At 71.9% G+C, this 25,275-nt stretch carries 21 protein-coding genes and 1 riboswitch; of the genes, 17 read left to right on the top strand and 4 right to left on the bottom strand.

The genetic code is table 11. The annotated features are described in order from the left end of the window. Positions 1 to 190 precede the first annotated feature (190 nt). The 14 genes from hpnC to GRC12_RS07795 all read left to right on the top strand — a co-directional run bounded on the left by hpnC (position 191) and on the right by GRC12_RS07795 (position 17,325). Entirely contained in the window at positions 191 to 1,093 is a 903-nt protein-coding gene (hpnC, locus tag GRC12_RS07735; protein WP_208778414.1) for a squalene synthase HpnC, read from the top strand. Next, the gene (hpnD, locus tag GRC12_RS07740; RefSeq protein WP_208778415.1) at positions 1,090 to 2,040 is read left to right on the top strand and encodes a presqualene diphosphate synthase HpnD; all 951 of its coding nucleotides are present in this window, start codon (positions 1,090 to 1,092) and stop codon (positions 2,038 to 2,040) included. The genes hpnC and hpnD overlap by 4 nt, the downstream gene beginning before the upstream one ends. Further along, positions 2,040 to 2,177 carry a DUF6380 family protein gene (locus GRC12_RS46895; protein WP_368861481.1) on the top strand — a complete coding sequence of 46 codons (138 nt, stop codon included), beginning with the start codon at positions 2,040 to 2,042 and terminating at the stop codon, positions 2,175 to 2,177. The genes hpnD and GRC12_RS46895 overlap by 1 nt, the downstream gene beginning before the upstream one ends. Beyond that, the gene (gene hpnE / locus GRC12_RS07745) at positions 2,174 to 3,601 is read left to right on the top strand and encodes a hydroxysqualene dehydroxylase HpnE (protein ID WP_208778417.1); all 1,428 of its coding nucleotides are present in this window, start codon (positions 2,174 to 2,176) and stop codon (positions 3,599 to 3,601) included. Before GRC12_RS46895 ends, hpnE begins: the two co-directional genes overlap by 4 nt. Positions 3,602 to 3,672: 71 nt before the next feature. Beyond that, positions 3,673 to 4,737, top strand: coding sequence for a polyprenyl synthetase family protein (locus GRC12_RS07750; RefSeq protein WP_208778441.1), 1,065 nt, complete (start codon positions 3,673 to 3,675; stop codon positions 4,735 to 4,737). 119 nt (positions 4,738 to 4,856) lie between these two features. Next, positions 4,857 to 6,857 (top strand): squalene--hopene cyclase, encoded by a 2,001-nt coding sequence (shc, locus tag GRC12_RS07755; RefSeq protein WP_208778419.1) that lies wholly within the window; start codon positions 4,857 to 4,859, stop codon positions 6,855 to 6,857. Then, positions 6,857 to 7,498 (top strand): 5'-methylthioadenosine/S-adenosylhomocysteine nucleosidase family protein, encoded by a 642-nt coding sequence (locus GRC12_RS07760; RefSeq protein ID WP_208778421.1) that lies wholly within the window; start codon positions 6,857 to 6,859, stop codon positions 7,496 to 7,498. Before shc ends, GRC12_RS07760 begins: the two co-directional genes overlap by 1 nt. Positions 7,499 to 7,503: 5 nt before the next feature. Next, entirely contained in the window at positions 7,504 to 8,526 is a 1,023-nt protein-coding gene (gene hpnH / locus GRC12_RS07765) for an adenosyl-hopene transferase HpnH (RefSeq protein ID WP_208778423.1), read from the top strand. 4 nt (positions 8,527 to 8,530) lie between these two features. Beyond that, entirely contained in the window at positions 8,531 to 9,688 is a 1,158-nt protein-coding gene (gene ispG, locus GRC12_RS07770) for a flavodoxin-dependent (E)-4-hydroxy-3-methylbut-2-enyl-diphosphate synthase (RefSeq protein ID WP_208778425.1), read from the top strand. Between the two features lie 27 nt (positions 9,689 to 9,715). Continuing rightward, the gene (dxs, locus tag GRC12_RS07775; protein ID WP_208778427.1) at positions 9,716 to 11,650 is read left to right on the top strand and encodes a 1-deoxy-D-xylulose-5-phosphate synthase; all 1,935 of its coding nucleotides are present in this window, start codon (positions 9,716 to 9,718) and stop codon (positions 11,648 to 11,650) included. After that, complete coding sequence (locus GRC12_RS07780; RefSeq protein WP_208778429.1) at positions 11,647 to 13,032, top strand: aspartate aminotransferase family protein; 1,386 nt, start codon at positions 11,647 to 11,649, stop codon at positions 13,030 to 13,032. The genes dxs and GRC12_RS07780 overlap by 4 nt, the downstream gene beginning before the upstream one ends. Positions 13,033 to 13,119: 87 nt before the next feature. Next, entirely contained in the window at positions 13,120 to 16,506 is a 3,387-nt protein-coding gene (locus GRC12_RS07785) for a hypothetical protein (protein ID WP_208778431.1), read from the top strand. A gap of 73 nt (positions 16,507 to 16,579) precedes the next feature. Next, entirely contained in the window at positions 16,580 to 17,203 is a 624-nt protein-coding gene (locus GRC12_RS07790) for a helix-turn-helix domain-containing protein (protein ID WP_208778432.1), read from the top strand. Beyond that, a complete protein-coding gene (locus GRC12_RS07795; protein WP_208778433.1) occupies positions 17,200 to 17,325 on the top strand; it encodes a DUF6126 family protein in 126 nt (41 codons plus the stop codon). Before GRC12_RS07790 ends, GRC12_RS07795 begins: the two co-directional genes overlap by 4 nt. A gap of 9 nt (positions 17,326 to 17,334) precedes the next feature. Here the strand turns inward: GRC12_RS07795 and GRC12_RS07800 are convergent, their stop codons facing one another. After that, the gene (locus GRC12_RS07800; protein ID WP_208778434.1) at positions 17,335 to 18,132 is read right to left on the bottom strand and encodes a tyrosine-protein phosphatase; all 798 of its coding nucleotides are present in this window, start codon (positions 18,130 to 18,132) and stop codon (positions 17,335 to 17,337) included. Between the two features lie 170 nt (positions 18,133 to 18,302). Here GRC12_RS07800 and GRC12_RS07805 point away from each other — a divergent pair, with 170 nt between their 5' ends. The 3 genes from GRC12_RS07805 to GRC12_RS07815 all read left to right on the top strand — a co-directional run bounded on the left by GRC12_RS07805 (position 18,303) and on the right by GRC12_RS07815 (position 22,844). Beyond that, positions 18,303 to 20,375, top strand: a complete 2,073-nt coding sequence (locus GRC12_RS07805; protein ID WP_208778435.1) for an alpha-galactosidase — start codon at positions 18,303 to 18,305, stop codon at positions 20,373 to 20,375. 305 nt (positions 20,376 to 20,680) lie between these two features. Beyond that, positions 20,681 to 20,838: riboswitch (cyclic di-AMP (ydaO/yuaA leader) on the top strand. A gap of 4 nt (positions 20,839 to 20,842) precedes the next feature. Further along, positions 20,843 to 21,796, top strand: a complete 954-nt coding sequence (locus GRC12_RS07810) for a M23 family metallopeptidase (RefSeq protein ID WP_208778436.1) — start codon at positions 20,843 to 20,845, stop codon at positions 21,794 to 21,796. A gap of 262 nt (positions 21,797 to 22,058) precedes the next feature. After that, a complete protein-coding gene (locus tag GRC12_RS07815; RefSeq protein ID WP_208778442.1) occupies positions 22,059 to 22,844 on the top strand; it encodes an SGNH/GDSL hydrolase family protein in 786 nt (261 codons plus the stop codon). Between the two features lie 19 nt (positions 22,845 to 22,863). Here the strand turns inward: GRC12_RS07815 and GRC12_RS07820 are convergent, their stop codons facing one another. The 3 genes from GRC12_RS07820 to GRC12_RS07830 all read right to left on the bottom strand — a co-directional run bounded on the left by GRC12_RS07820 (position 22,864) and on the right by GRC12_RS07830 (position 25,246). After that, the gene (locus GRC12_RS07820; RefSeq protein WP_308286493.1) at positions 22,864 to 23,484 is read right to left on the bottom strand and encodes a TetR/AcrR family transcriptional regulator; all 621 of its coding nucleotides are present in this window, start codon (positions 23,482 to 23,484) and stop codon (positions 22,864 to 22,866) included. Between the two features lie 9 nt (positions 23,485 to 23,493). Then, positions 23,494 to 23,820: a hypothetical protein gene (locus GRC12_RS07825; RefSeq protein WP_208778437.1), complete on the bottom strand. Its 327-nt coding sequence runs from the start codon at positions 23,818 to 23,820 to the stop codon at positions 23,494 to 23,496. 247 nt (positions 23,821 to 24,067) lie between these two features. Further along, positions 24,068 to 25,246: a glutamate dehydrogenase gene (locus tag GRC12_RS07830; protein ID WP_208778438.1), complete on the bottom strand. Its 1,179-nt coding sequence runs from the start codon at positions 25,244 to 25,246 to the stop codon at positions 24,068 to 24,070. Positions 25,247 to 25,275: the final 29 nt, after the last annotated feature.

Genomic DNA, 25,275 nt, shown 5'->3' on the forward strand with positions numbered 1-25,275 from the left:
AAACGCGGCAAAGTGGGGCGATAATGCGCGACACCCACAAGCGGGACAGTCGCACGGACGGCCGGGCGGCGTGTCCGAAATAGTGTGTATTGGGTCGGCGGTGTAGAACGGGAGATGTGACGGCAATGGCTACGGAAACTCCCCAGCTCAACGCAGCAGCCTGTGCCGTCCCCGCGCCGGGCAGCGAGCGGTGACGGGAACCGGCACGTCGCGCTTGCCCGACACGGAGCGCGGCACGCTCGACAAGGCCGCGGGCGAGAACTTCCCCGTGGCCCCCTTCTTCCTGCCCCGGGCCTGGCGCGACGATCTCATGGCCGTGTACGGCTTCGCGCGCCTCGTCGACGACATCGGCGACGGCGATCTCGCCCCCGGCGGCGCCGACGCCAGGCTGCTCGGCGTGTCGCCTGCCGACGCCGAGGACCGGCTGCTCCTCCTGGACGCCTTCGAGGCCGACCTGAACCGCGTCTTCACCGGGGAACCCCGCCACCCCCTCCTGCGCCGGCTGCAGGCCACCGTCCGCCGCCGCTCGCTCACCCCCGAGCCCTTCCGCGGACTGATCGCCGCCAACCGCCAGGACCAGCTCGTCAGCCGCTACGAGACCTACGACGACCTGCTCGCCTACTGCGAACTGTCGGCCAACCCCGTCGGCCGTCTGGTGCTGTCCGTCACCGGCACCTCGACGCCCGAGCGGATCCGCCTCTCCGACGCGATCTGCACCGCACTCCAGATCGTCGAACACCTGCAGGACGTGGCCGAGGACCTGGGCCGCGACCGCATCTATCTGCCCGCCGAGGACATGAAGCGGTTCCATGTCCAGGAGGCGGATCTCGCCACGGCCACCGCGGGCGCATCGGTGCGCGCACTGGTCGCATACGAAGCAGAACGCGCCCGCGTTCTCCTGAATGAAGGCGCTCCCCTGGTGGGTAGCGTCCAGGGCAGGCTGAAGCTGCTGCTCGCGGGGTTCGTGGCGGGGGGAAGGGCGGCGGTCCGCGCGATCGCCGCCGCCGAATACGACGTACTTCCCGGCCCGCCCAAGCCCGGCAAGGTCCAGCTGCTGCGCGAGGTGGGCGTGACTCTGCGAGGAGAGGGGTGATCCGGACCGTGGAGTTCGAACAACACGTGTCCGCACCGGTACTCGCCGCCTACCGCTACTGCGAGGCCGTCACCGGACATCAGGCGCGCAACTTCGCGTACGGCATCAGACTGCTGCCGACGCCGAAGCGGCGCGCGATGTCGGCGCTGTACGCGTTCTCCCGGCGCGTCGACGACATCGGCGACGGAGACCTGGCGGACGAGGTCAAGGCGGCGAGACTCGAGGACACCCGGGCGCTGCTGACCCGGGTGCGCGAGGGGGAGGTCGCCGAGGACGACACCGATCCCGTCGCGGTCGCCCTCGCGCACGCCGCCGAGACCTTCCCGGTCCCGCTCGGCGGCCTGGACGAGCTGATCGACGGCGTGCTGATGGACGTGCGCGGCGAGACCTACGAGACCTGGGACGACCTGAAGGTCTACTGCCGGTGCGTCGCGGGCGCGATCGGCCGCCTCTCGCTCGGCGTGTTCGGTACGGAACCGGGGGCGCGCGGCGCCGAGCGGGCCCCGGAGTACGCGGACACCCTGGGCCTCGCGCTGCAGCTGACGAACATCCTCAGAGACGTCCGCGAGGACGCCGAGGGCGGCCGCACCTACCTGCCCTCCGACGATCTCGCGAAGTTCGGCTGCTCGGCCGGGTTCGACGGCCCGACCCCGCCGGAGGGCTCCGACTTCGCGGGCCTCGTGCACTTCGAGGTGCGCCGGGCCCGCGCCCTTTTCGCCGAGGGCTACCGGCTGCTGCCCATGCTCGACCGGCGCAGCGGCGCCTGTGTCGCCGCCATGGCCGGCATCTACCGCCGGCTGCTCGACCGCATCGAGCGCGACCCGGAGGCCGTGCTGCGCGGCCGGGTCTCGCTGCCCGGCCGGGAGAAGGCCTACGTCGCCGTGCGCGGGCTGTCCGGCCTGGACGCCCGGAACGTGACACGGAGGACCGTCAGGAGGCGCGCCTGATGGACAATCCGGTCCAAGGTGATGCGGGCGGAGAAAAGCGGCACGCAACCCTCCGCCTGGGGACGGCGTCCCTGACTGCGACGGCCGACCGTGCACGGTTCCACCACGGCGGTCGCGCAGGGGAGGGCGCACGATGAACGACGGCACGCGGTCCGAGGGACTGGTCGCCGACATCCCGGGACGACCCGGGCGGGACGCCGTCGTGATCGGCGGCGGTCTCGCCGGAATCACCGCTGCCCTCGCCCTCGCCGACGCCGGCGTGCGCGTCACCCTGCTCGAAGGCAGGCCGCGCCTGGGCGGGCTCGCCTTCTCCTTCCAGCGCGGCGACCTGACCGTCGACAACGGACAGCACGTCTATCTGCGCTGCTGCACCGCCTACCGCTGGTTCCTCGACCGGATCGAGGCGACGGCGCTCGCACCGCTGCAGGATCGTCTCGACGTGCCGGTGCTCGACCTCGCGAAGCCCGAGGGACGGCGGCTGGGCAGGCTGCGGCGCGACGCCCTGCCGGTGCCGCTGCATCTGGGGCGCAGCCTGGCGACGTATCCGCATCTCTCGCTCGCCGAGCGCGCCAAAGTGGGCCGTGCCGCGCTCGCGCTCAAGGGGCTCGACCTCGCCGATCCGACCCTGGACACGCAGGACTTCGGCACCTGGCTGACCGCGCACGGTCAGTCGGCGCGTGCCGTCGAGGCCCTGTGGGACCTGGTCGGGGTCGCCACCCTCAACGCGGTCGCGGGCGACGCCTCGCTGGGGCTCGCCGCGATGGTGTTCAAGACCGGTCTGCTGTCCGACCCGGGAGCGGCCGACATCGGATGGGCTCGCGTCCCGCTGGGCGAACTGCACGACCGGCTGGCCCGCAAGGCGCTCGACTCCGCGGGCGTGCGTACCGAGGTCCGTACACGCGTCACCTCCATCTCTACTGACGAGAACGGGAACCCGCGCGTTCAGGTTCCCGGCGAGACGTTCACACCGGACGCGGTCGTGCTCGCCGTACCCCAGCGCGAGGCGCATGACCTGCTGCCCGAGGGCGCGCTCGACGCTCCGGAAAATCTTCTGCGCATCGGCACCGCGCCGATCCTCAACGTCCATGTCGTCTACGACCGCAAGGTGCTCACGAAGCCCTTCTTCGCGGCCCTCGGCAGCCCGGTGCAGTGGGTCTTCGACCGCACCAACGCCTCCGGGCTGCGCGAGGGCCAGTACCTCGCGCTGTCGCAGTCGGCGGCGCGGGACGAGATCGACGAACCGGTCGCGGCACTGCGCGAGCGCTACCTGCCCGAACTGGAGCGACTGCTTCCCGGTGCCCGCGGCGCCGTGGTGCGGGACTTCTTCGTGACCAGGGAGCGCACGGCGACGTTCGCTCCGACCCCCGGCGTCGGACGGCTGCGGCCCGGCGCCCGTACGAAAGCCCCCGGCCTCTACCTGGCCGGAGCGTGGACCGCCACCGGGTGGCCCGCGACCATGGAGAGTGCGGTCCGCAGCGGTGTGAGCGCGGCGGACGCCGCGCTCGCCGCCCTGGGCCGGCCCCGCCCCCGCCACCTCTTCGAGTTCGAGGAGGCGGCCTGATGCTCGACCAGCATGCGGCAGGCGGCCCCCGCACCCCCGGTACCGCAACAAGAGGAGAGACTGTGCCCACTGTGCCCCCGGCCGAGACGGCCGATCGAGCGACCGCAGTGGACGTGACCGCGCTCCTGGAGCGCGGCCGGACCCTTGCCACACCGGTACTGCGGGCGGCCGTGGACCGTCTGGCCCCTCCCATGGACACCGTTGCCGCCTACCACTTCGGCTGGATCGACGCGCAGGGCAACCCCGCCGACGGCGACGGCGGCAAGGCCGTGCGCCCCGCCCTCGCCGTGCTGTCCGCCGAGGTCACCGGCGCCGCGCCCGAGGTCGGCATCCCCGGCGCCGTCGCCGTCGAACTCGTCCACAACTTCTCCCTGCTGCACGACGACCTGATGGACGGCGACGAACAGCGCCGCCACCGCGACACCGTGTGGAAGGTGCACGGCCCCGCCCAGGCGATCCTCGTCGGCGACGCCCTGTTCGCCCTCGCCAACGAGGTCCTCCTGGAACTCGGTACGGTCGAGGCCGGCCGCGCCACCCGACGCCTCACCACCGCCACCCGCGCGCTGATCGACGGCCAGGCCCAGGACATCTCCTACGAGCACCGCGACCGCGTCAGCGTCGAGGAGTGCCTGGAGATGGAGGGCAACAAGACCGGCGCCCTGCTCGCCTGCGCCTCCTCCATCGGCGCGGTGCTCGGCGGCGCCGACGACCGCACCGCGGACACGCTGGAGAAGTACGGCTACCACCTCGGACTCGCCTTCCAGGCCGTCGACGACCTGCTCGGCATCTGGGGCGACCCGGTCTCCACGGGCAAGCAGACCTGGAGCGACCTGCGCCAGCGCAAGAAGTCCCTGCCGGTGGTGGCCGCGCTCGCGGCCGGCGGCCCGGCCTCCGAGCGGCTCGGCGAGATCCTCGCCGCCGACGCCAAGAGCAGCGACTTCGAGAACTTCTCCGAGGAGGAGTTCGCCGCCCGCGCCGCCCTCATCGAGAAGGCTGGCGGCCGCGAGTGGACGGCCGAGGAGGCCCGCCGCCAGCACACGGTCGCCGTGGAGGCCCTGAACGCCATCGACATGCCCGACCCGGTACGGGACCGGTTCGCGGCGCTCGCCGACTTCGTCGTCGTACGGAAGAGATGATCATTATCGGTCGAACAGTCCTCGCGTAGTCGCCGGCCGGTGCCGGCAGGAGCTTTCCGGCACCGGCCGACGGCGGACCCACAGCAGCACGACTCGCACGACTGCACGAAGGGGAAGCCATGACAGCGACGACCGACGGAAGCACCGGGGCCGTATCGCCCCGAGCTGCCTCGGCCAGCGAAACCGACAGCACCACCCCCGTGGCGGCGGGGGTACGCGACGCCGCCGTACGCGCAGTACAACGCTCCACCGACTTCCTGCTGTCGCGGCAGGACGCCCAGGGCTGGTGGAAGGGCGACCTCGAGACCAATGTGACGATGGACGCCGAGGACCTGCTGCTGCGGCAGTTCCTGGGCATCCTCGACGACTCCACGCGGCACGCCGCCGGACTCTTCATCCGCGGCGAGCAGCGCGCGGACGGCACCTGGGCCACCTTCTACGGCGGACCCGGCGAACTGTCCACGACGATCGAGGCGTACGTCGCCCTGCGCCTGGCCGGCGACGAGCCGGACGCCCCGCACATGGCGAAGGCCTCCGCCTGGATCCGGGACCAGGGCGGCATCGCCGCGGCCCGTGTCTTCACCCGGATCTGGCTCGCCCTGTTCGGCTGGTGGAAGTGGGAGGACCTGCCCGAACTGCCGCCGGAGCTGATCTACTTCCCTCAGTGGATGCCGCTGAACATCTACGACTTCGGGTGCTGGGCCCGGCAGACCATCGTCCCGCTGACGATCGTCTCCGCGAAACGGCCGGTGCGGCCCGCGCCCTTCCCGCTCGACGAACTGCACACCGACCCGGCCCAGCCCAATCCGCCCAGGCCCCTTGCCCCGGTGGCCAGTTGGGACGGCGCCTTCCAGCGTCTCGACAAGGCGCTGCACCGGTTGCGCAAGGTCGTGCCGCGCCGGCTGCGCAGGGCGGCCATGAACTCCGCGGCCCGCTGGATCATCGAGCGGCAGGAGAACGACGGCTGCTGGGGCGGCATCCAGCCGCCGGCCGTCTACTCGGTCATCGCCCTGTACCTGCTCGGCTACGACCTCGAACACCCGGTCATCCGCGAGGGGTTGGCGTCCCTGGACCGCTTCGCGGTGTGGCGCGAGGACGGGGCCCGGATGATCGAGGCCTGCCAGTCACCGGTGTGGGACACCTGCCTCGCCACCATCGCCCTCGTCGACGCCGGCGTCCCGGCCGACCACCCGCAACTCGTCAAGGCCGCCGACTGGATGCTCGGCGAGGAGATCGTCCGGCCCGGCGACTGGGCGGTCAAGCGGCCCGGGCTGCCGCCGGGCGGCTGGGCGTTCGAGTTCCACAACGACAACTACCCCGACATCGACGACACCGCCGAGGTGATCCTCGCGCTGCGCCGGGTCAGACACCACGACCCGGAGCGGGTGGAGAAGGCCATCGGGCGCGGGGTGCGCTGGAACCTCGGCATGCAGTCCAGGAACGGCGGCTGGGGCGCCTTCGACGTCGACAACACCAGTCCCTTCCCCAACCGGCTGCCGTTCTGCGACTTCGGCGAGGTCATCGACCCGCCGTCCGCCGACGTCACCGCCCATGTGGTGGAGATGCTGGCCGTCGAGGGCCTCTCCCACGACCCGCGCACCCGGCGCGGCATCGAGTGGCTGCTGGCCGAACAGGAGCCGGACGGCTCGTGGTTCGGGCGCTGGGGCGTCAACTACGTCTACGGCACCGGGTCGGTCGTCCCCGCCCTCGTCGCGGCCGGCTTCCCCGGCTCGCACCCGGCGATCCGCCGTGCGGTCGCCTGGCTGGAGTCGGTGCAGAACGACGACGGCGGCTGGGGCGAGGACCTGCGCTCCTACAAGGACGCGAGGAAGTGGAGCGGCAAGGGCGCCTCCACCGCCTCGCAGACCGCGTGGGCGCTGATGGCCCTGCTCGCGGCGGGGGAGCAGGAGTCCAAGGCCGTCGAGCGCGGCGTCGCGTGGCTCGCGGCCACCCAGCGCGAGGACGGCTCCTGGGACGAGCCGTACTTCACCGGTACCGGCTTCCCCTGGGACTTCTCCATCAACTACCACCTCTACCGGCAGGTCTTCCCGCTGACCGCCCTCGGCCGGTACGTCCACGGAGAGCCGTCCGTGGTGGCGGCCGTCGGCAAGGGGGGCTGATGACCACCGAGCCCGCTCCCGCCCCGCTGCTGATCGCCTGCGCGCTCGGCATCGAACGCTTCGCCCTGCGCACGAGCGACCGGGGCGGGGCCGGCGGGCCGGTCACCGTGCTGCGCACCGGCATGGGGCCCGAGGCGGCCGAGGTCTCCACCACCAGGGTGCTGTCCCGGCCGGAATTCGCCGGGGCCGCCGTCCTGGCCACCGGCTTCTGCGCCGGCCTGGCCCCCGGCATGCACCCCGGCGACCTGGTCGTCGCCGAGGAGACCCGGCATCCGCGCGGGACCGTCCCGTGCGTCGGCACCGAGCTGCTGGTCGAGGCACTGGTGCGCGCCGTGCCCGGCCGCACCGTCCACACCGGGCCGCTCACCGGCTCCGATCACGTCGTCCGCGGTCAGGAACGGTCGGACCTGCTCGCGACCGGCGCCATCGCGGTCGACATGGAATCGGCGGCGACGCTCCTGAGCGCCGTGCGCACCGGCGAGCGCCCGGTTGCGGCCGTAAGGGTGGTCGTGGACGCTCCTGAACATGAACTCGTCCGGATCGGCACGGTGCGCGGTGGAATATCAGCCTTCCGCGTCCTTCGTTCCGTACTTCCCGCTTTCTTCGAATGGCACCGTTCTTTGCTGCTCCCCCGGAGGTGAGCCAGATGGCCATGCCGCTGCGCCAGTCCATCAAGGTCGCTACATACTTGGCCGAACAGAAGCTCCGCAAGCGGGACAAGTTCCCGATCATCGTGGAGCTGGAACCTCTTTTCGCATGCAACCTGAAGTGCGAGGGCTGCGGCAAGATCCAGCACCCGGCGGGCGTGCTCAAGCAGCGCATGCCGGTCGCGCAGGCCGTGGGCGCGGTGCTGGAATCCGGTGCGCCGATGGTGTCCATCGCCGGCGGCGAGCCGCTGATGCACCCTCAGATCGATGAGATCGTCCGGCAGTTGGTGGCGAAGAAGAAGTACGTCTTCCTCTGCACCAACGCCATGCTGCTGCGCAAGAAGATGGACAAGTTCAAGCCCTCCCCGTACTTCGCCTTCACGGTGCACATCGACGGTCTGCGGGAGAGGCACGACGAGTCGGTGGCCAAGGAGGGCGTGTTCGACGAGGCCGTGGAGGCGATCAAGGAGGCCAAGCGGCGCGGCTTCCGGGTCACCACCAACTCGACCTTCTTCAACACCGACACCCCGCAGACCATCATCGAGGTGCTCAACTTCCTCAACGACGACCTAGAGGTCGACGAGATGATGATCTCGCCCGCCTACGCCTACGAGAAGGCGCCCGACCAGGAGCACTTCCTCGGCGTGGAGCAGACCCGCGAGCTGTTCAAGAAGGCCTTCGCGGGCGGCAACCGCCGCAAGTGGCGGCTCAACCACTCGCCGCTCTTCCTCGACTTCCTGGAGGGCAAGGTCGACTTCCCGTGCACCGCCTGGGCGATCCCGAACTACTCGCTCTTCGGCTGGCAGCGCCCCTGCTACCTGATGAGTGACGGATACGTGCCGACGTACCGCGACCTCATCGAGAAGACCGACTGGGACAAGTACGGCCGCGGCAAGGACCCGCGCTGCGCCAACTGCATGGCGCACTGCGGCTACGAGCCCACCGCCGTCCTCGCGACCATGGGGTCGCTGAAGGAGTCCCTGCGCGCGATGCGCGAGACGGTCGCGGGAAACCGGGAGTGACGACGTGAGCGCCATCTCCCTGGGCGTCCCCGAGGTACCGGCCCGCCCGATCGCCGAGCGGCGCGTGTCGCGGCAGATCCATGTCGGGCCGGTGCCGGTCGGGGGCGGGGCCCCGGTGTCGGTGCAGTCGATGACGACGACCCGTACGTCCGACATCGGCGCCACCCTGCAGCAGATCGCGGAACTCACCGCGTCCGGCTGCCAGATCGTCCGCGTCGCCTGCCCCACGCAGGACGACGCGGACGCCCTCGCGACCATCGCCCGCAAGTCGCAGATCCCGGTGATCGCGGACATCCACTTCCAGCCGAAGTACGTCTTCGCGGCCATCGAGGCGGGCTGCGCGGCCGTGCGGGTGAACCCCGGCAACATCAAGAAGTTCGACGACCAGATCAAGGAGATCGCCCGGGCCGCCAAGGACCACGGCACGCCGATCCGGATCGGGGTCAACGCCGGGTCCCTCGACAAGCGGCTGCTGCAGAAGTACGGCAGGGCGACGCCCGAGGCGCTGGTCGAATCGGCGCTGTGGGAGGCGTCGTTGTTCGAGGAGCACGACTTCCGGGACATCAAGATCTCGGTCAAGCACAACGACCCGGTCGTGATGATCGAGGCCTACCGGCAGCTCGCCGCCCAGTGCGAGTACCCGCTGCACCTGGGCGTGACCGAGGCGGGTCCCGCCTTCCAGGGCACGATCAAGTCGGCGGTCGCCTTCGGGGCGCTGCTCTCCCAGGGCATCGGCGACACCATCCGGGTCTCCCTGTCGGCCCCGCCCGCCGAGGAGGTCAAGGTCGGCATCCAGATCCTTCAGTCGCTGGGGCTCAGGCAGCGGCGGCTGGAGATCGTGTCCTGTCCGTCCTGCGGTCGGGCGCAGGTCGACGTGTACAAGCTCGCCGACGAGGTCACGGCGGGCCTGGAGGGCATGGAAGTCCCGTTGCGGGTCGCCGTGATGGGCTGTGTGGTCAACGGTCCCGGTGAGGCGCGGGAGGCGGACCTCGGGGTCGCCTCCGGCAACGGCAAGGGGCAGATCTTCGTCAAGGGCGAGGTCGTCAAGACCGTCCCCGAGTCGAAGATCGTGGAGACCCTCATCGACGAGGCGATGAAGATCGCCGAGCAGATGGAACAGGACGGCGTCGCGTCGGGGGAGCCGGCCGTCACCGTGAGTTGAACAGCACGGACCGAAGGGGGCCCGACCGTGACGATTCTGGAGAACATCCGGGGACCACGAGACCTGAAGGCGCTGTCCGAGAGCGAACTACGCGAACTGTCCGAGGAGATCAGGGAGTTCCTGGTGCACGCGGTGGCCAGGACCGGCGGGCACCTCGGGCCCAACCTGGGCGTGGTGGAACTGTCCATCGCGCTGCACCGGGTCTTCGAGTCGCCCGTCGACCGCATCGTGTGGGACACCGGCCACCAGAGCTACGTCCACAAGATCCTCACCGGGCGCAAGGACTTCTCCAAGCTGCGCGGCAAGGGCGGCCTGTCCGGCTACCCCTCGCGTGAGGAGTCCGAGCACGACATCGTCGAGAACAGCCACGCCTCCACCGCGCTCGGCTGGGCCGACGGTCTCGCCAAGGCCCGCGAGGTGCAGGGCGAGAAGGGACATGTCGTCGCGGTCATCGGCGACGGCGCGCTGACCGGCGGTATGGCCTGGGAGGCGCTGAACAACATCGCGGCAGCCAAGGACCGGCCGCTGATCATCGTCGTCAACGACAACGAGCGCTCCTACGCGCCCACCATCGGCGGCCTCGCCAACCACCTGGCCACCCTGCGCACCACGGACGGCTACGAGAAGGTGCTCGCCTGGGGCAAGGACGTGCTGCTGCGCACGCCCGTCGTCGGCAACACCATCTACGAGTCCCTGCACGGCGCGAAGAAGGGCTTCAAGGACGCCTTCGCCCCGCAGGGCATGTTCGAGGACCTGGGCCTGAAGTACGTCGGCCCGATCGACGGACACGACATCGGCGCCGTGGAGTCCGCGCTCCGGCGGGCGAAACGCTTCCACGGGCCGGTCCTCGTCCACTGCCTCACGGAGAAGGGCCGCGGCTACGAGCCCGCACTCGCCCACGAGGAGGACCACTTCCACACCGTCGGCGTGATGGACCCGCTCACCTGCGAGCCGCTCACGCCGGCCGGCTCCCCGTCCTGGACCTCGGTGTTCGGCGAGGAGATCGTCAGGATCGGGGAGGAGCGGGAGGACGTCGTCGCGATCACCGCGGCGATGCTGCACCCGGTGGGGCTCGGCAAGTTCGCCGCCAGGTTCCCGGACCGGGTGTGGGACGTGGGCATCGCCGAGCAGCACGCGGCGGTGAGCGCGGCCGGCCTCGCGACCGGGGGCCTGCACCCCGTGGTCGCCGTCTACGCCACCTTCCTCAACCGCGCCTTCGACCAGCTGCTGATGGACGTGGCCCTGCACCGCTGCGGCGTGACGTTCGTCCTGGACCGGGCCGGCGTCACGGGTGTCGACGGGCCCTCCCACAACGGCATGTGGGACATGTCGATCCTCCAGGTCGTCCCCGGCCTCAGGATCGCCGCGCCGCGCGACGCCGACCAGCTGCGCGCCCAGCTGCGCGAGGCCGTCGCCGTCGACGACGCGCCGACCCTGGTCCGCTTCCCGAAGGAGTCGGTGGGACCCGAGATCCCGGCCGTCGACCGGATCGGCGGCCTCGACGTCCTGCACCGCGGCCCCGGCACCCCCGAGGTGCTGCTGGTCGCCGTCGGTGTGATGGCACCGGTGTGCCTGCAGGCCGCCGAGCTGCTCCAGGCGCGCGGGATCTCCTGCACGGTCGTCGACCCGCGCTGGGTCAAGCCCGTGGATCCGGCGCTCGTGCGCCTCGCCGCCGAGCACCGGCTGGTCGCCGTCGTCGAGGACAACAGCCGCTCCGCCGGAGTCGGATCGGCGGTCGCGCTCGCCCTCTCGGACGCCGAAGTCGACGTGCCCGTACGGCGGTTCGGCATCCCGGAGCAATTCCTCGCGCATGCCAAGCGCGGCGAGGTGCTGGCCGACATCGGTCTCACGCCGGTGGAGGTGGCCGGCCGGATCAGCGCGAGCCTCGCCGTCAAGGAGGCCGAGGACACCCTGGCCGTCGAGGAACAGGCGGACGGCACCGTCAAGGAGAGGGCTGAATGACCAAGGAGTTCGACCTCGGCGCACTCTTGGCCGAGCGCGGAGCCGAGCGCTACGAGCTGCACGGGAAGTACCTGAACCACCAACTCCCGCGCATGCTGCACACGATCGGCTTCGACAAGGTCTACGAGCGGGCCGAGGGCGCCCACTTCTGGGACGCGGACGGCAACGACTACCTGGACATGCTCGCCGGGTTCGGGGTGATGGGCGTCGGCCGCCACCACCCCGTCGTCCGCAAGGCGCTGCACGACGTCCTCGACGCCTCTCTCGCCGACCTCACCCGCTTCGACTGCCAGCCGCTGCCGGGCCTGCTCGCGGAGAAGCTGCTGACGTACAGCCCGCACCTGGACCGGGTGTTCTTCGGCAACAGCGGCACGGAGGCGGTGGAGACCGCGCTGAAGTTCGCCCGGTTCGCCACCGGCAGGCCGCGCGTCCTGTACTGCGACCACGCCTTCCACGGGCTGACCACCGGTTCGCTGTCGGTCAACGGCGAGGACGGCTTCCGCGACGGCTTCGCCCCGCTGCTGCCCGACACGGCCGTTCCGCTCGGTGATCTGGACGCGCTGGAACGGGAGTTGAAGAAGGGCGACGTAGCCGCCCTGATCGTCGAGCCGATCCAGGGCAAGGGCGTGCACGAGAGTCCGCCCGGCTATCTGCGCGCCGCCCAGGAACTCCTGCGCCGGCACAAGGCGCTGCTCATCGCCGACGAGGTCCAGACGGGCCTCGGCCGCACCGGCGACTTCTACGCCTACCAGCACGAGGAAGGCGTCGAACCGGACCTGGTCTGCGTCGCCAAGGCCCTGTCCGGCGGGTACGTCCCCGTCGGCGCCACCCTCGGCAAGGACTGGATCTTCAAGAAGGTCTACTCGTCCATGGACCGGGTGCTGGTCCACTCCGCCAGCTTCGGTTCCAACGCCCAGGCCATGGCGGCCGGCCTCGCCGTGCTGTCGGTCATGGAGGACGAGCAGATCGTCGCGAACGCCCGCCGTACGGGTGACCTCCTGAAGTCCCGGCTGGCGGCGCTGATCGACAAGTACGAGCTGCTCGCCGACGTACGCGGCCGGGGCCTGATGATCGGCATCGAGTTCGGCAGGCCCAAGTCGCTCAAGCTGCGCAGCCGTTGGACCATACTGCAGGCAGCCCGCAAGGGACTGTTCGCGCAGATGGTCGTCGTACCGCTGCTGCAGCGGCACCGGATCCTCACCCAGGTCTCCGGCGACCACCTGGAGGTGATCAAGCTGATCCCGCCCCTTGTCATCGGCGAGCCGGAGGTCGACCGGTTCGTGGACGCCTTCACGGCCGTCATGGACGACGCGCACAGCGGCGGCGGGCTGATGTGGGACTTCAGCAAGACGCTGGTGAAGCAGGCCGTGGCCCATCGCTGACACGCCGGGCGGCCGGGGTTGTTCCACGGCCCCCGGCCGCCCGAATAATCGATCGCGCGAGCGATCACCGTGCGACACAATCGCCGGATGCCGACCACCGCGGAGCAGTTGCTCTCCGCACTCGAAGGACTCTCTTTCCCGGCCCGTCTCGCCCTCACCGCCAAGACCGCGCGCCGGCTCGTGGCGCAGGGGGAACTCGCTCCGCTCCTCACCGAACTCGAAGCCCACGGCCCCGACGGGCGCCGCCTCGCCGCGCTGGCCGCCCTCGTCGGCCGGGACGCCGGCTTCCTCGCCGCCCGGCTCGCCGACCCGGATCCGGTCGTCGCCGGGTACGCCCAGCGCGCCGCCCGCACCCTGCCCGTGCCCGACGCGGCCGTGGAGGCGGCGTACGACGACGCACCGGCCGCCCTGCGGGGCCGGCTGGCCCGTCTGCTCGCCTCCGGTGGCCGCGGCGCGCTCGCCGAGCGGCTGGTGACTCGGCTCGGCGAGGAGTGGGGCGAGACCGAGGCCGCGCGTCTGCTGCCCGCCTGCTCCACGCCCTTCGTCGCACAGGAGCTGCCCCGGCTCGCGCACGCCGTGGACAACTGGCCCCGGCTCGCCCGGCGCCACCCCGGCCCGGTGCTGGCCCACGCCGAACGCGCCCTGGCCGACCGGACCGACCACCGGGCCCGGGAGGAGTGGTGGCGGCTGAACGCCACGACGGTCGCGGCACTCGCCCCGCGGCTGCCCGAGGGGGTCCTGGCCCTGCTGGAACGGCACGGCCCGGCCGCCCTGCCGCCCGGCCTGTTCGGCGGCCTCGGCGCGCTCGTCGACGCCGACGCCGAGCGGGTCGTGCGCTGGATCATCTCCCCGCGCCGGAACCCACCGCGCCACGAGCCCGTGCCGCCGCCCGGCGTGCTGCGCCGGCTGGTGCGCGCCGAGCCGCCGTCCCTGCCGCTGCTGGGCCGCCACTGGATACAGCGGCGCGACCACCTCGCCGGGCTGCTGAAGGCCATGGCGCCGGGCAGACGGACGGCCTTCCTCGACGCGGTCACCGCGGAGGGCACGAACTGGGACCCTGCCCTGTCCGTGCTCGGCCTGCTGCCACGCGAGCGCCGCTGGGCCGAAGTGCGCAGGGAGGCCGCCGAGTTCGGCGAGCGGGTCGACGCCTGGGACGACCTGGACACGCTCGCCCACGGCCCGTACGACGAGGCACGCGCCTTCCTGATCGCCGCGATCCGGCGGCCCGACGCCGACGACCGAGCCGCCGCCTGGCCGCTGTTCGTGGCCTGCGCGGGCCGGGACGGCGGCCGGGAGGCGATCACCGAGGTGCTGGACGCGGCGAACCGGCTCCGCAACGACCAGGACCTCGTGCGCTCGGCCGCGCTGGAGGCGCTCGCCGAGACGCATCCGCGGCTGTTCACCTCCGCGGACGCCGAGCCTCTCGACCGTGTCGCCCTCGACGCCCTGCAGGCCCGGGACTGTTCGGCCGACACCCTGAAGGCATTGCGCACCCTCGCCGAGCGCGTCCTCGTCGAGCATGCCAGGGACGACGAAACGGCCCTGAGTACCTGGGCGTTGAGCACGCTGGAACGGATCGCGGGCCGGGTCGGCGTACCCGACTTCGGGCCGCTGCACCGCGTCCTGCGGCGCGGCCAGGAGCACGAGGTGTTCGAGGCGCTGCGCCCCTGGCTGGAGGCGGCGGCGGACCGGTCCGACTTCCGGCTGCTGCTCGGCCTGGCCGCCGCGTTCGGCCCGCGGGCCCGGCGGATGCCCTTGCTGCAGGACATGCTCGCCCTGGCGCTGGAGCGCGGCGACGACCTGACATTCGAGGCGGCCGCGACGCTGTGGCTGGCCGCACCGGCCACCCGCGGGGAACGGGCGGCGCGGATCGTCGGACAGGAGCCGTCGGCGGTCGTTCTCGCGCCGGTACGGCGGGTACTGTCCCGCGAGCGCACGGACCTGCTGGACGCGCTGCTGGCCGACACCCCGCCGTACGGGCGCTTCCTGGTCGCCGGGGCCGCGCGCCCGCTGCCGGACCTCGGCGCCGCCGACCGCTGGCTGCCCCGCCAGCAGCGGGCCGCGGCACGGCTCGCCGAGCAGATCACCGAGGACGGCTCCCGGCCCCTGGACGACCGGGCCGCCGCGCTCCGCGCCGCCGCCCCGGTGCCGGAGCTGGGCCTGGCCCTCGCCATGCGGCACAAGGACGACGAGGAGGTGGTCGTCGCCGAGGCGGCGCTCGCCGCGCTGCCCTGGACCGACCGCCCGCAGGACGTGCTTCCGGTGCTCCTGGAAGAAGCGGCCGGTGACCGGGCCCGGGTCGCGGTGTACGCGGCGAGCCGCGCCGCCCGCTTCACCGCCCCCTCCGAGCTCGCCGCAGCCCTCAGCCCGTTGCTGACGGGGGAGCGGCCCGCGAAGGTGACCTCCCGCAAGGAGGCCGTGCGCCTCGCGGCCCGGTTCCTGCCGCCGCGGCAGGCGGTGGCGCTGCTCGCGCGAGGCTTCGCCCCCGACACGCACCCCGACGTCCGGACCGCCGTGATCCGCGCGCTTCCGCCTCTGCTGGGTGTGCCGGAGGCCTGGCACCTGCTGGACGCGGCCGCCCGCGACGACACCCCCGGCGTCCTCAGGGCCGTCGTCGAGGTGGGGCCCTGGGAACTGGCAGAGGCGCAGCGTGGCCGGTACGCGGCGGTGGTGGACGCGGTCTACGACGCCGGTCTGGCCTCGCACGAGGACTTCTCCGGCTGGGCTTTCCTGCGCGGGCTGGCCCCCTGGACCCGGTACGCGCCCGGGCTGGCCGACCGGATCGCCGGCACGGTGTGCGACCTGGACGACCGGGAGCACTGGAGCCATGCGGCATCGGTGCTGCGCGACCTCGTCTTCGCCGACCTGCCCCACCCGGTGGGCGGCGCCGCTCCCGGCAGTGCCTTCCACGGCGCGGTGACCCGGCTGCTGACCGCGATGCGGACGCCCGAGGGCGGCTGCGAGGCGCTGGAGGACCGGGATCTGCCGGCGCTGCAGCGACTGAGGGCCCTGGTGTCGCCCTCCTACAACGCCGTCGAACGGCTCGAGGTGCTGGAGGCGATCGCCGCGCTGCTCGCGCCGGAACCGCTGCTGGCCCCCGAACGGGCAGGTCTGCTGCGCCGGTTGGTGGACCGCACCGAGGAGGCGGACCAGTTGCTCGGACGGCTGCTGGACCTGGCTCAGGCGCTGGAGGGCACCGGAACGGCGGTCGCGCTCGAGGTGTCGGGCCGGCTGGAGACTGGCTGGGCGCACCGGGCCCGGCCCGAGCGTGCCGCTGCCGTGCTGGCGGCGGCCCAGCGGCTGGCCCGCGACGGCGGCACGGTGCCCGGTCTGCTCGCGGCGCAGCTGGTGTACGGAACGGCCGGCGCCCTCGGCTGGCCCGAGGAGTGGCGGTCGCTGCTGCGGCTGCTGCGCGGGCACCCGGACCCCGACGTACGGTACAAGGCGTACGAGACGAGGACGGCCCCGGAATGACGCCCTGAGCCGCCTTTTTGCCTCTGAGGCAAGAAATTTGCCACACAGGCAAGAGTGCGGCTGAATGGGGAGCATGAGCTCTCCCGAGACCGGGCCCCCGGCCGGGCCGGACGAGGTCCTGCCCGCCGTCGCGCCGCAGCTCCGCGCCCTGCGCCGGCGTGCCGCCCTCACCCTGGAGGCGGCGGCGCGCACCGCGGGGCTGTCACCGGCCCATCTCTCCCGGCTGGAGACCGGGCAGCGCCAGCCCTCACTTCCGGTGCTGCTCGCCCTCGCCCGTATCTACGGTACGACCGTCTCGGAGCTGCTCGGCGAGACGGTCGCCGAACGGGACGCCGTGGTACGCGCCGCCGACATGGAACCGACCGTCGCGGGCGGCTGGACGTACTGGCAGGCCGGTGCGTCCGGGCGCGGGATGCAGGCCCTGCGGGTGCGCGTGCCGCACGGCTCGCAGGGCGACATCGTGCGGGTGCATCCCGGCGAGGAGTGGCTGTACGTCCTCCAGGGACGGCTGCGGCTGCGCCTCGGCGACACCACGCACCGGCTCGGACCGGGGGACAGCGCGCACTTCGACTCGCTGACCCCGCACCGGATCGCCGCCCAGGACGCCGACGGCGTCGAGCTCCTGTTCGTCCACACCCTGCTGCAGAGTCCTACGGCCACACTGTGCCTGGGCCCCGTCACCGGAGACATGCCATGAGCAACAGCAACATGGAAGAGAAGTTCCCCCGCGCCCTGTGGGTGCGGCTGATCATCTACATCGCCGTCGGGCACCTGTTCGCGGCCTTCGTCTATCTGCTGTTCGCGGTCGGCGCCAAGTAGCCCTCACTGTCAGTCGAGCAGCCGCTCCCGCAGCCGCTCGCGGATCTGCGGTGTCACCCCGAGACCCTGCTCCAGATAGGCCTCGACGCCGCCCCACGTCTCCTCGATGGTCTCGAAGGCCGCCTCCAGGTATTCGACGCGCGCCTCGAACAGGGGGCTGAGCAGCTCCATGACCTCGGGGGAGTAGCCGGCGCCGGAGGAGTTGCTGCGCCGTACCTTGTAGCGGCGGTGCTTGGCGTTGGACTCCAGGTAGTCGGCGACGATCGCCTCCCGCTCGACGCCCAGCGCGAGCAGGGTCACCGCTATGGACAGGCCAGCGCGGTCCTTGCCCGCCGCGCAGTGCATCAGCGCGGGCACGCTGTCCTCGGCGAGCGAACGCAGCACACGCGCGTGCTCGGCGGTGCGCTCCCGGATGATCGTGCGATAGGAGACGATCATGCGGTTGGCCGCCTTGCCGTCGCCGAGGATCTCCCGCAACTGGTCGATCTCGCCGTCCCGGACCATCTTCCAGAACCCGGAGCCGTCCGCCGGATCCGTCAGCGGCAGGTTCACATTGCGCACGCCCGGCAGCTCGACGTCCGGGCCCTCCAGCTTCTGGTCCGCCGCGTTGCGGAAGTCGAAGATCGTGTGCAGTCCCAGCGAGGAGAGGAACGCGGCATCCTCCTCCGTGGCGTGCGCGAGATGGCCGCTGCGGAACAGCACTCCGTGCCGCACCCGTCGTCCGTCCGCCGTCGGAAGCCCGCCGACGTCGCGGAAGTTGCGTACGGCGGTCAGCTCGGGCTCGGTCGACGGGACCTGCTGCGTCACGGGGCCTCCTCGGGGTCGGCCCCGCCGGCGCGGCTCGACGACGGGCACCTCCTCGACGATACGACATGGGTTCCCCGGGCAATGAGTTGTCCACAGGCGTTGCCGCCGAGGCCCGCGGACGTTGATGATGTTGCCGCTTGATCGGACCTGTTCGAACGTGTGAGGGCTTGATGCTGGAGATCTCCGACAACGGCCGTACCTGGCTCCTGACCGGTCCGGCCAGCGGGTACGCCGTCCATCTGACCGAGGACGACGAGCTGCTGCACCTGCACTGGGGCCCGCGGATCGCGCTCGCGGACGCCGAGGCGCTCGCCGTCCGCCCGCTGCCGGTCTACCGGCCCTTCGAGTCCCCGCTGGACGGCCGCGAGGAGTACCCGGTCGAGGGCGGCCCCCGGTTCGCCCGGCCCGCCCTGTCCGTGCGCACCGAGGAGCGGCGCGGCACCGAGTGGCGTTTCGAGGCGCACGAGGCGGAGGGCGACCATCTGCGGCTGCGCTTCCGCGACGGCGGGCTCGTCATCACGCTGCACTACCGCATGCGGCACGACGTCGTGGAACGCTGGGTGAGCCTCGACAACGACGGACCGGCGCCCCTGGAGCTGCTGCGCGCCGACGCCGCCACCTGGACGCTGCCCGACCGCGAGGGCTGGCGGCTGTCCCAGCTGGACGGCCGCTGGGCCGCCGAGTCCCTGCTGACCGCCGCGCCGCTCACCCACGGCGAGAAGGTCATCGGCAGCCGCCGCGGCCACACCGGGCACCAGCACCTGCCCTGGGTCGCCCTCGACACCGACGCCACCGAGGAGCGCGGCGAGGTCTACGGCTGCGCGCTCGGCTGGTCCGGTTCCTGGCGGATCGCGGTGGCACAGCTCCCGGACGCACGGGTGCAGATCACCGGCGGCGCCGGGTACGACGACTCCGGGCTGCTGCTCCTGGGCGCCGGGGAGTCGTACACCACCCCCGTCTTCGCCGGGCTGTGGAGCGACGGCGGCTTCGGCGGCGCGAGCCGCGCCTGGCACGCCTACCAGCGCGCCTACGTCATCCCCGACGCGGACCGGGACCGGCCGGTGCTGTTCAACTCCTGGGAGGCCACGGAGTTCGACATCTCCGAGGAGCAGCAGGGGGCGCTCGCCCGCCGGGCCGCCGGCATCGGCGTCGAGCTGTTCGTCGTCGACGACGGCTGGTTCGGCAAGCGCACCAGCGACCGGGCCGGGCTCGGCGACTGGACGCCCAACCCCGACCGCTTCCCCAAGGGCCTCGCGCCGCTCGCCGACTACGTGCACGCCCTCGGCATGCAGTTCGGCATCTGGGTCGAGCCCGAGATGGTCAACCCGGACAGCGACCTCTACCGCGCCCACCCCGACTGGGTGCAGTTCCAGCCGGGCCGCAGGCGCACGGAGTTCCGCAACCAGCTCGTACTGAACCTGGCCCGCGAGGACGTCCAGGAGTACCTCTGGGAGCAACTGGACACGCTCCTGTCCAGCGCCTCCATCGACTACGTCAAGTGGGACTTCAACCGCTGCTTCACCGACGCCGGCTGGCCCGGCGACCCCTACCCGCAGCGCCTGTGGGTCGACCACGTCCGCGCGCTGTACGCGCTGCTGGACCGGCTGCGGGCGGCCCACCCGGACGTCGTCTTCGAGTCCTGCTCGGGCGGTGGCGGCCGGATCGACCTCGGCATCATGAGCCGTACCGACCAGGTGTGGACCTCCGACAACACCGACCCGCTCGACCGGCTCGCCATCCAGCACGGCTTCAGCCAGATCCATCCCGCGCGCGTGATGGCCGCCTGGGTCACCGACAGCCCCAACACCCAGCTCAACGACCGGGTCAGCTCCCTGCGCTTCCGGTTCGTCAGCGCCATGGCGGGTGTGCTGGGCGTCGGCGGAGACCTCACCCAGTGGACCGAGGAAGAGCTCGCCGAGGCCGGTGACTGGGTGAGCCTCTACAAGGAGATCCGGCCCCTGGTGCAGCACGGCGACCTCCACCGGCTGCGGCCCCCGACGGGCGGGCTCAGCGCCGTGCAGTACGTGCGCGGGGACGAGTCGGTCGTCCTGGCCTGGCTCCAGGCGCAGAGCTACGGCGAGCCCGTGCCGGCCCTGCGGCTGCGCGGACTCGACCCGACAGCCTCCTACGAATCCCCTGAAACGGGCGAAATTCACCGCGGGGCCGTACTGCTGCATCACGGACTGGACACCGGGCTGCGCGGGGACCTCGATGCGAAAGTCATCCGACTGCGCCGTATCTGAGTCTTCTGTCCGAATTGACGTCTTCATTCCAACTCGCTCTGGAATGGGGAATGCTGGAGCACCGTCACGTGAGGAGCGTCATATCCGTGACGGTGCGTGGCACGTCATGTTCACGTAATTCATAAGGGTTTCAAGGGGCTTTGGACAAAGGCGTGGAACTGTAATTCACGGAGGGTGACCGTGAATTCCCGCAGTCGATCAACAGAAACGCATGCGCAGGGAACCGCCGCTTGTCCCTTTGCGTCCTGGTCGCTTACGTTCGCCACCAATCCGGACGGACGCCCAGTCCTGCCGCCGCCCGGAGCCCGCACAACTCACCCGTGAACGGCAGGAGCGGGGGACCCACAGGTACGACGCCTGTTCCGGTCTCCGGAACGGCTAGGGGTAAAGCCGCGCCGAAAACGCGGCCGGGCATCTCCAGCCCGCACCCGACAGCTCACCTCGCAGGCGACGGAGAGGAATTCGCCATGCCCGCGAAGGGTAAGCACCGCCGCCCGAAGCCCAAGCGCTTCACCCGCTCCATTGCCGTCGCCGGAACCGGCGGCGCCGCTCTCGCCGTCCCGCTCATAGGGGCCACCGGAGCCCACGCGGCCACCGCGCAGTCGGCTTCCCAGTCGATTTCCGAAAAGACCGTCCAGTCGCTTCCGGTCGCCGAGAAGAAGGCGACCGAGAAGAAGGCGAACGCCAACAACACGGGTGTGCGCACCTATTCGGTCCGGGCCGGCGACTATCTCGCGAAGATCGCCGACGAGCAGCACGTCCGGGGCGGCTGGCAGAAGCTGTACGCGGACAACCGGCAGGCCGTCGGCGACGATCCGTCGCTGATCCACCCGGGCCTCAAGCTCACCCTCGGCGGCAAGGCGACGACCGGCGCCACCAAGTCCTCCACCTCCGCTGCTTCTTCCTCTTCCTCGTCGAGCGCTTCCTCCTCGTCGAAGGCGTCGAAGGCGTCGAACGACTCGAAGGCGTCGAAGGCGACGAAGGCCACCCAGACCGCCGAGTCGACCAGCACCGGCTTCACTCTCCCGGTGACCGGCGGAACCATCGGCACCGGCTACCACGTCGCCGGCAGCATGTGGTCCAGCGGCTACCACACCGGCGTCGACTTCGTCGTCCCGACCGGCACCCCGGTCAAGGCCGTGGGCGCGGGCACCGTCGTCACCGCCGGATGGGGCGGCGCGTACGGCAACCAGGTCGTCATCAAGCTCACCGACGGCCACTACGCGCAGTACGGCCACCTCTCCCAGATCTCCGTCTCGGTCGGCCAGAGTGTGAGCGCGGGCCAGCAGCTGGGTCTTTCCGGCGCGACCGGCAACGTGACCGGCCCGCACCTGCACTTCGAGATCCGCACCACGCCGGACTACGGCTCCGACGTGGACCCGGTCGCCTACCTCCGTTCCAAGGGCGTCGCCGTCGGCTGACCCCCCGCCGACCGCGCGCCCGACACGCCGCCGAAGGCCGGACCTCGATCCCCGGGTCCGGCCTTCGGTGTTGTGGTCGTGCGTGGCGATTGACGCGTCAACATCGGTGATCCGAGAGTTATTCCTGCCTTGGGCAACCCTTTGGCGTGGCTTATCTCACCGACCGTCAACCCTTTCTTACGGTCGCGTAGGTCACATTCGAAGGTGAATCATGGCCGCCGTGGCAGACGATTCGAAAAGTGACAGCAGAGACAGCAATGCAGTGATCGGGTCGTACGTCGCGGTGGGGGACAGCTTCACCGAGGGCGTCGGCGATCCCGGCCCCGACGGAGCCATGGTCGGCTGGGCGGACCGGTTCGCCGTGCTGCTGGCGGACCGGCGGCCCGAGGGCGACTTCGCCTACGCCAACCTCGCCGTGCGCGGCAAGCTGCTCGACCAGATCGTGGCGGACCAGGTCCCGCAGGCCGAGGAACTCGCCCCGGACCTGGTCTCCTTCTGTGCCGGCGGCAACGACATCATCCGGCCCGGCACCGACCCGGACGATGTCGCCGAGCGCTTCGAGCGCGCGGTCGCCCGGCTCACCCGGGCCGCCGGCACCGTCATGGTCACGACCGGCTTCGACACCCGTGGCGTGCCCGTGCTCAAGCACCTGCGCGGCAAGATCGCCACCTACAACGGACATGTCCGGGCCATCGCCGACCGGTACGGCTGTCCCGTGCTCGACCTGTGGTCCCTCAAGACCGTGCAGGACCGCAGGGCCTGGGACGACGACCGGCTGCACCTCTCACCCGAGGGGCACACGCGCGTGGCGCTGCGCGCGGGTCAGGTCCTCGGCCTGGAGGTCCCGGCCGACCCGGACCAGCCCTGGCCCCCGCTGCCGCCGCGCGGCACCCTCGAGGTGCGGCGGGACGACGTGCACTGGGCGCGCGAGTACCTGGTGCCGTGGATCGGGCGCCGGCTGCGCGGGGAGTCCTCGGGCGACCATGTGACGGCCAAGGGAGCGCTGTCGCCGGACGACATCAAGATGCGGATCGCCCCGGTGGCCTGAGAGCGACGCGTGCGGGAGGTCACCGCTCCGGCGCGGTCAACGCCTCCCGCTCGAGCCCCAGTTCGCCGGCCAGCGCCTCGTCCACCCACTCCTGGGCGCGGGCCCGTGACACCGCGCCCGGGTAGGACGTCAGCTGGACGGCGAGCCCGTCCAGCAGGGCCGTCAGCCGCAGGGCCGTGCCCATCGGGTCGGGGCAGCGGAACTCACCGGCGGCCACGCCCTCGGCGATGACCTCGGCCAGCGCCGCCTTCCACCGCCGGTCGAGGTCACGGGTGACCTCCTGCAGCACGGGTTCGCGCAGGGCGGCCGCCCAGCCCTCGATCCACAGCCGCCAGCCCTTGGCCTGTCCGGTCGGCGCGTACCAGCGCACGGCCGAGCGCAGCCGCCGCAGCGCCGTGGTGCGCCGGCCGAGCAGCTTGCGCAGATGGGCCAGGTCGTCCTCCGCCGCGTGGGTGAACGCGGCGGCCACCAGCTTCTCCTTGGTCGAGAAGTGATACAGCACCAGCGCGTTGCTCACGCCGAGCGCCGAGGCCACGTCGGCGATCCTGACCGCCGCCACGCCCCGCGCCTCGATCTGCTCGATGGCGGCCCGCAGCAACTCCTCACGCCGCTCCGCCACGCTCAACCGCACTCTCGCCACGCGGTCACCCTATTCCGTCGCCGCTGATGGCGCGGGGTCGGGCCGCTGTCCGACCAGTTCAACCGGGTACAGCTCGGTCCGCGCGACCGCCGCGTCGCGCTCGCCGGCCAGGGCGGTGCGCCGCCCGTCCGCCATGAAGGTGTCGAAACCGGCCCGCGAGTTGAACTCGATCAGCTGGATCTCGTCCGGACGCCCGTCGGCGCCGTCGGCGCGGGCCCGCTGCAGCACCCGCCCGCCGTGCTCGCCCAGCAGCGCCAGCACCTTGTCCTCGTACGCGCCCAGGGCCTCGCCGGCACCCGGCCGGGCCCACAGCAGACAACACAGTCGAACCGTCACGCCGCCCGACCCTATCCGGCCCCCAGCACGCCGTGCGCGTCCAGAGCGAGCGCCCTACCGGGGTGCACCAGCAGGGGATCGACCCCCAGTTCGGCCAGTTCCGGATGCTCCGCCGCCAGCCGGTCAGCAGGGGCGCGTGGCGCAGTTCCAGGAGAAGAGCACGCGCGTGTGCGTGGGTGGTGAACCGGCGGGGCGGGGGCCTCGGCGCGCCACCCCCGCCCGGTCTGTCACAGGCCGGGTCGGGGTGTCACCGGTACCACCCGAACCGCTGCGCGATCACGGGCAGCCGGTCGGCGACGATGGCGTGGGCCGCCGCGCGCGGTGTCGTCCCGTCCGCCTCCGCGCGGGCCAGCATCTGCTCCACCAGGGCCCGCATCGAGCGCCGGGTGTGGGCGAACGCCTCGTCCGCGTCGGCGCCGATGTCCCCGAACAGGGTCCACCACCACCAGGCGTTCGTCCCGGAGTTGACGACGACGTCCGGCAGCACGGTCACCCCGCGCGCGGCGAGCAGTTCCTCCGCCTCGGGCAGCACCGGCATGTTGGCCGCCTCGACGATCCAGCGGGCGGTGATCCGCTCCTGCTCGGCGACATCGATCGCGTACGACACGGCCGCCGGCACCAGCACCTCCGCGTCGGCGGACAGCCAGGCGTCGCCGGGCAGTTCACGGTCCTCGGGGCGCAGGGCGGCGCGGTCGACGGTGCCGTAGGCGTCCCGCGCGGCCAGCAGCGTCTCCACGTCCAGGCCCGCCGGGTTGACCATCGTGCCCTTGACGTCGGCGACGGCGACGACGGTCAGCCCCGCGCGTGTGAGGAAGCGCGCCGTCGCCCCGCCCATGGTGCCGAGGCCCTGCACCGCGACCCGCGTGCCCGCGTACGGCACACCGGCCCGGTCCAGGGCCGCCAGCGCCGACTCGGCGACCCCGCAGCCGCCGACCAGTTCGTCCAGCCCGATGCCGTCCACCTCGACCGCGAACGCGTCCGCGAGCCGCCGCCGGGCCGTCGCCTCGTCGTCCAGCAGCGGATACACCGCCTGGACGGAGGAGACCAGCCCCGCCTCGGCCGCCGCCCGGTCCACCAGGTCCTGGGTGAGACCGAGGTCCTCACCGGTGGTCCAGAAGTTCTCGATGTACGGCCTCATGGCGCGCAGATAGCGCACCAGCAGCCCGTACGCCCCCGGGTCCTGGGGGTCGCAGTCGATGCCGCCCTTCGCGCCGCCCAGCGGGATGTAGCGGCCCTCCGGGTTGTAGTGCAGCGCCTCCTTCATGGTCATCCCGCGCGCGAGCCCGGCGACCTCCTCGAGGGTGCAGCCGGCGCGCATGCGCAGCCCGCCGCTGGCGACACCGCGCACCAGCCGGTCGACGACGAGGAACCCCTGGCGGCCGGTGAGGTGGTCGGTCCAGGTGAGCGACATCAGGGGGGCGGTCATGCGGTCTCCTCAGCGGGGGTGATCAGGGG

It is taken from the genome of Streptomyces griseorubiginosus (assembly GCF_017614965.1).
Lineage (GTDB): Bacteria > Actinomycetota > Actinomycetes > Streptomycetales > Streptomycetaceae > Streptomyces > Streptomyces griseorubiginosus_B.

Excerpts from the sequence above, each read along its gene's own strand:
- GRC12_RS46895 (WP_368861481.1), top strand. The coding sequence starts at position 2,040 with ATGGACAATCCGGTCCAAGGTGATGCGGGCGGAGAAAAGCGGCACGCA.
- hpnE (WP_208778417.1), top strand. The coding sequence starts at position 2,174 with ATGAACGACGGCACGCGGTCCGAGGGACTGGTCGCCGACATCCCGGGA.
- shc (WP_208778419.1), top strand. The coding sequence starts at position 4,857 with ATGACAGCGACGACCGACGGAAGCACCGGGGCCGTATCGCCCCGAGCT.
- GRC12_RS07760 (WP_208778421.1), top strand. The coding sequence starts at position 6,857 with ATGACCACCGAGCCCGCTCCCGCCCCGCTGCTGATCGCCTGCGCGCTC.
- hpnH (WP_208778423.1), top strand. The coding sequence starts at position 7,504 with ATGGCCATGCCGCTGCGCCAGTCCATCAAGGTCGCTACATACTTGGCC.
- GRC12_RS07780 (WP_208778429.1), top strand. The coding sequence starts at position 11,647 with ATGACCAAGGAGTTCGACCTCGGCGCACTCTTGGCCGAGCGCGGAGCC.
- GRC12_RS07785 (WP_208778431.1), top strand. The coding sequence starts at position 13,120 with ATGCCGACCACCGCGGAGCAGTTGCTCTCCGCACTCGAAGGACTCTCT.
- GRC12_RS07790 (WP_208778432.1), top strand. The coding sequence starts at position 16,580 with ATGAGCTCTCCCGAGACCGGGCCCCCGGCCGGGCCGGACGAGGTCCTG.
- GRC12_RS07795 (WP_208778433.1), top strand. The coding sequence starts at position 17,200 with ATGAGCAACAGCAACATGGAAGAGAAGTTCCCCCGCGCCCTGTGGGTG.
- GRC12_RS07805 (WP_208778435.1), top strand. The coding sequence starts at position 18,303 with ATGCTGGAGATCTCCGACAACGGCCGTACCTGGCTCCTGACCGGTCCG.
- GRC12_RS07810 (WP_208778436.1), top strand. The coding sequence starts at position 20,843 with ATGCCCGCGAAGGGTAAGCACCGCCGCCCGAAGCCCAAGCGCTTCACC.
- GRC12_RS07830 (WP_208778438.1), bottom strand. The coding sequence starts at position 25,246 with ATGACCGCCCCCCTGATGTCGCTCACCTGGACCGACCACCTCACCGGC.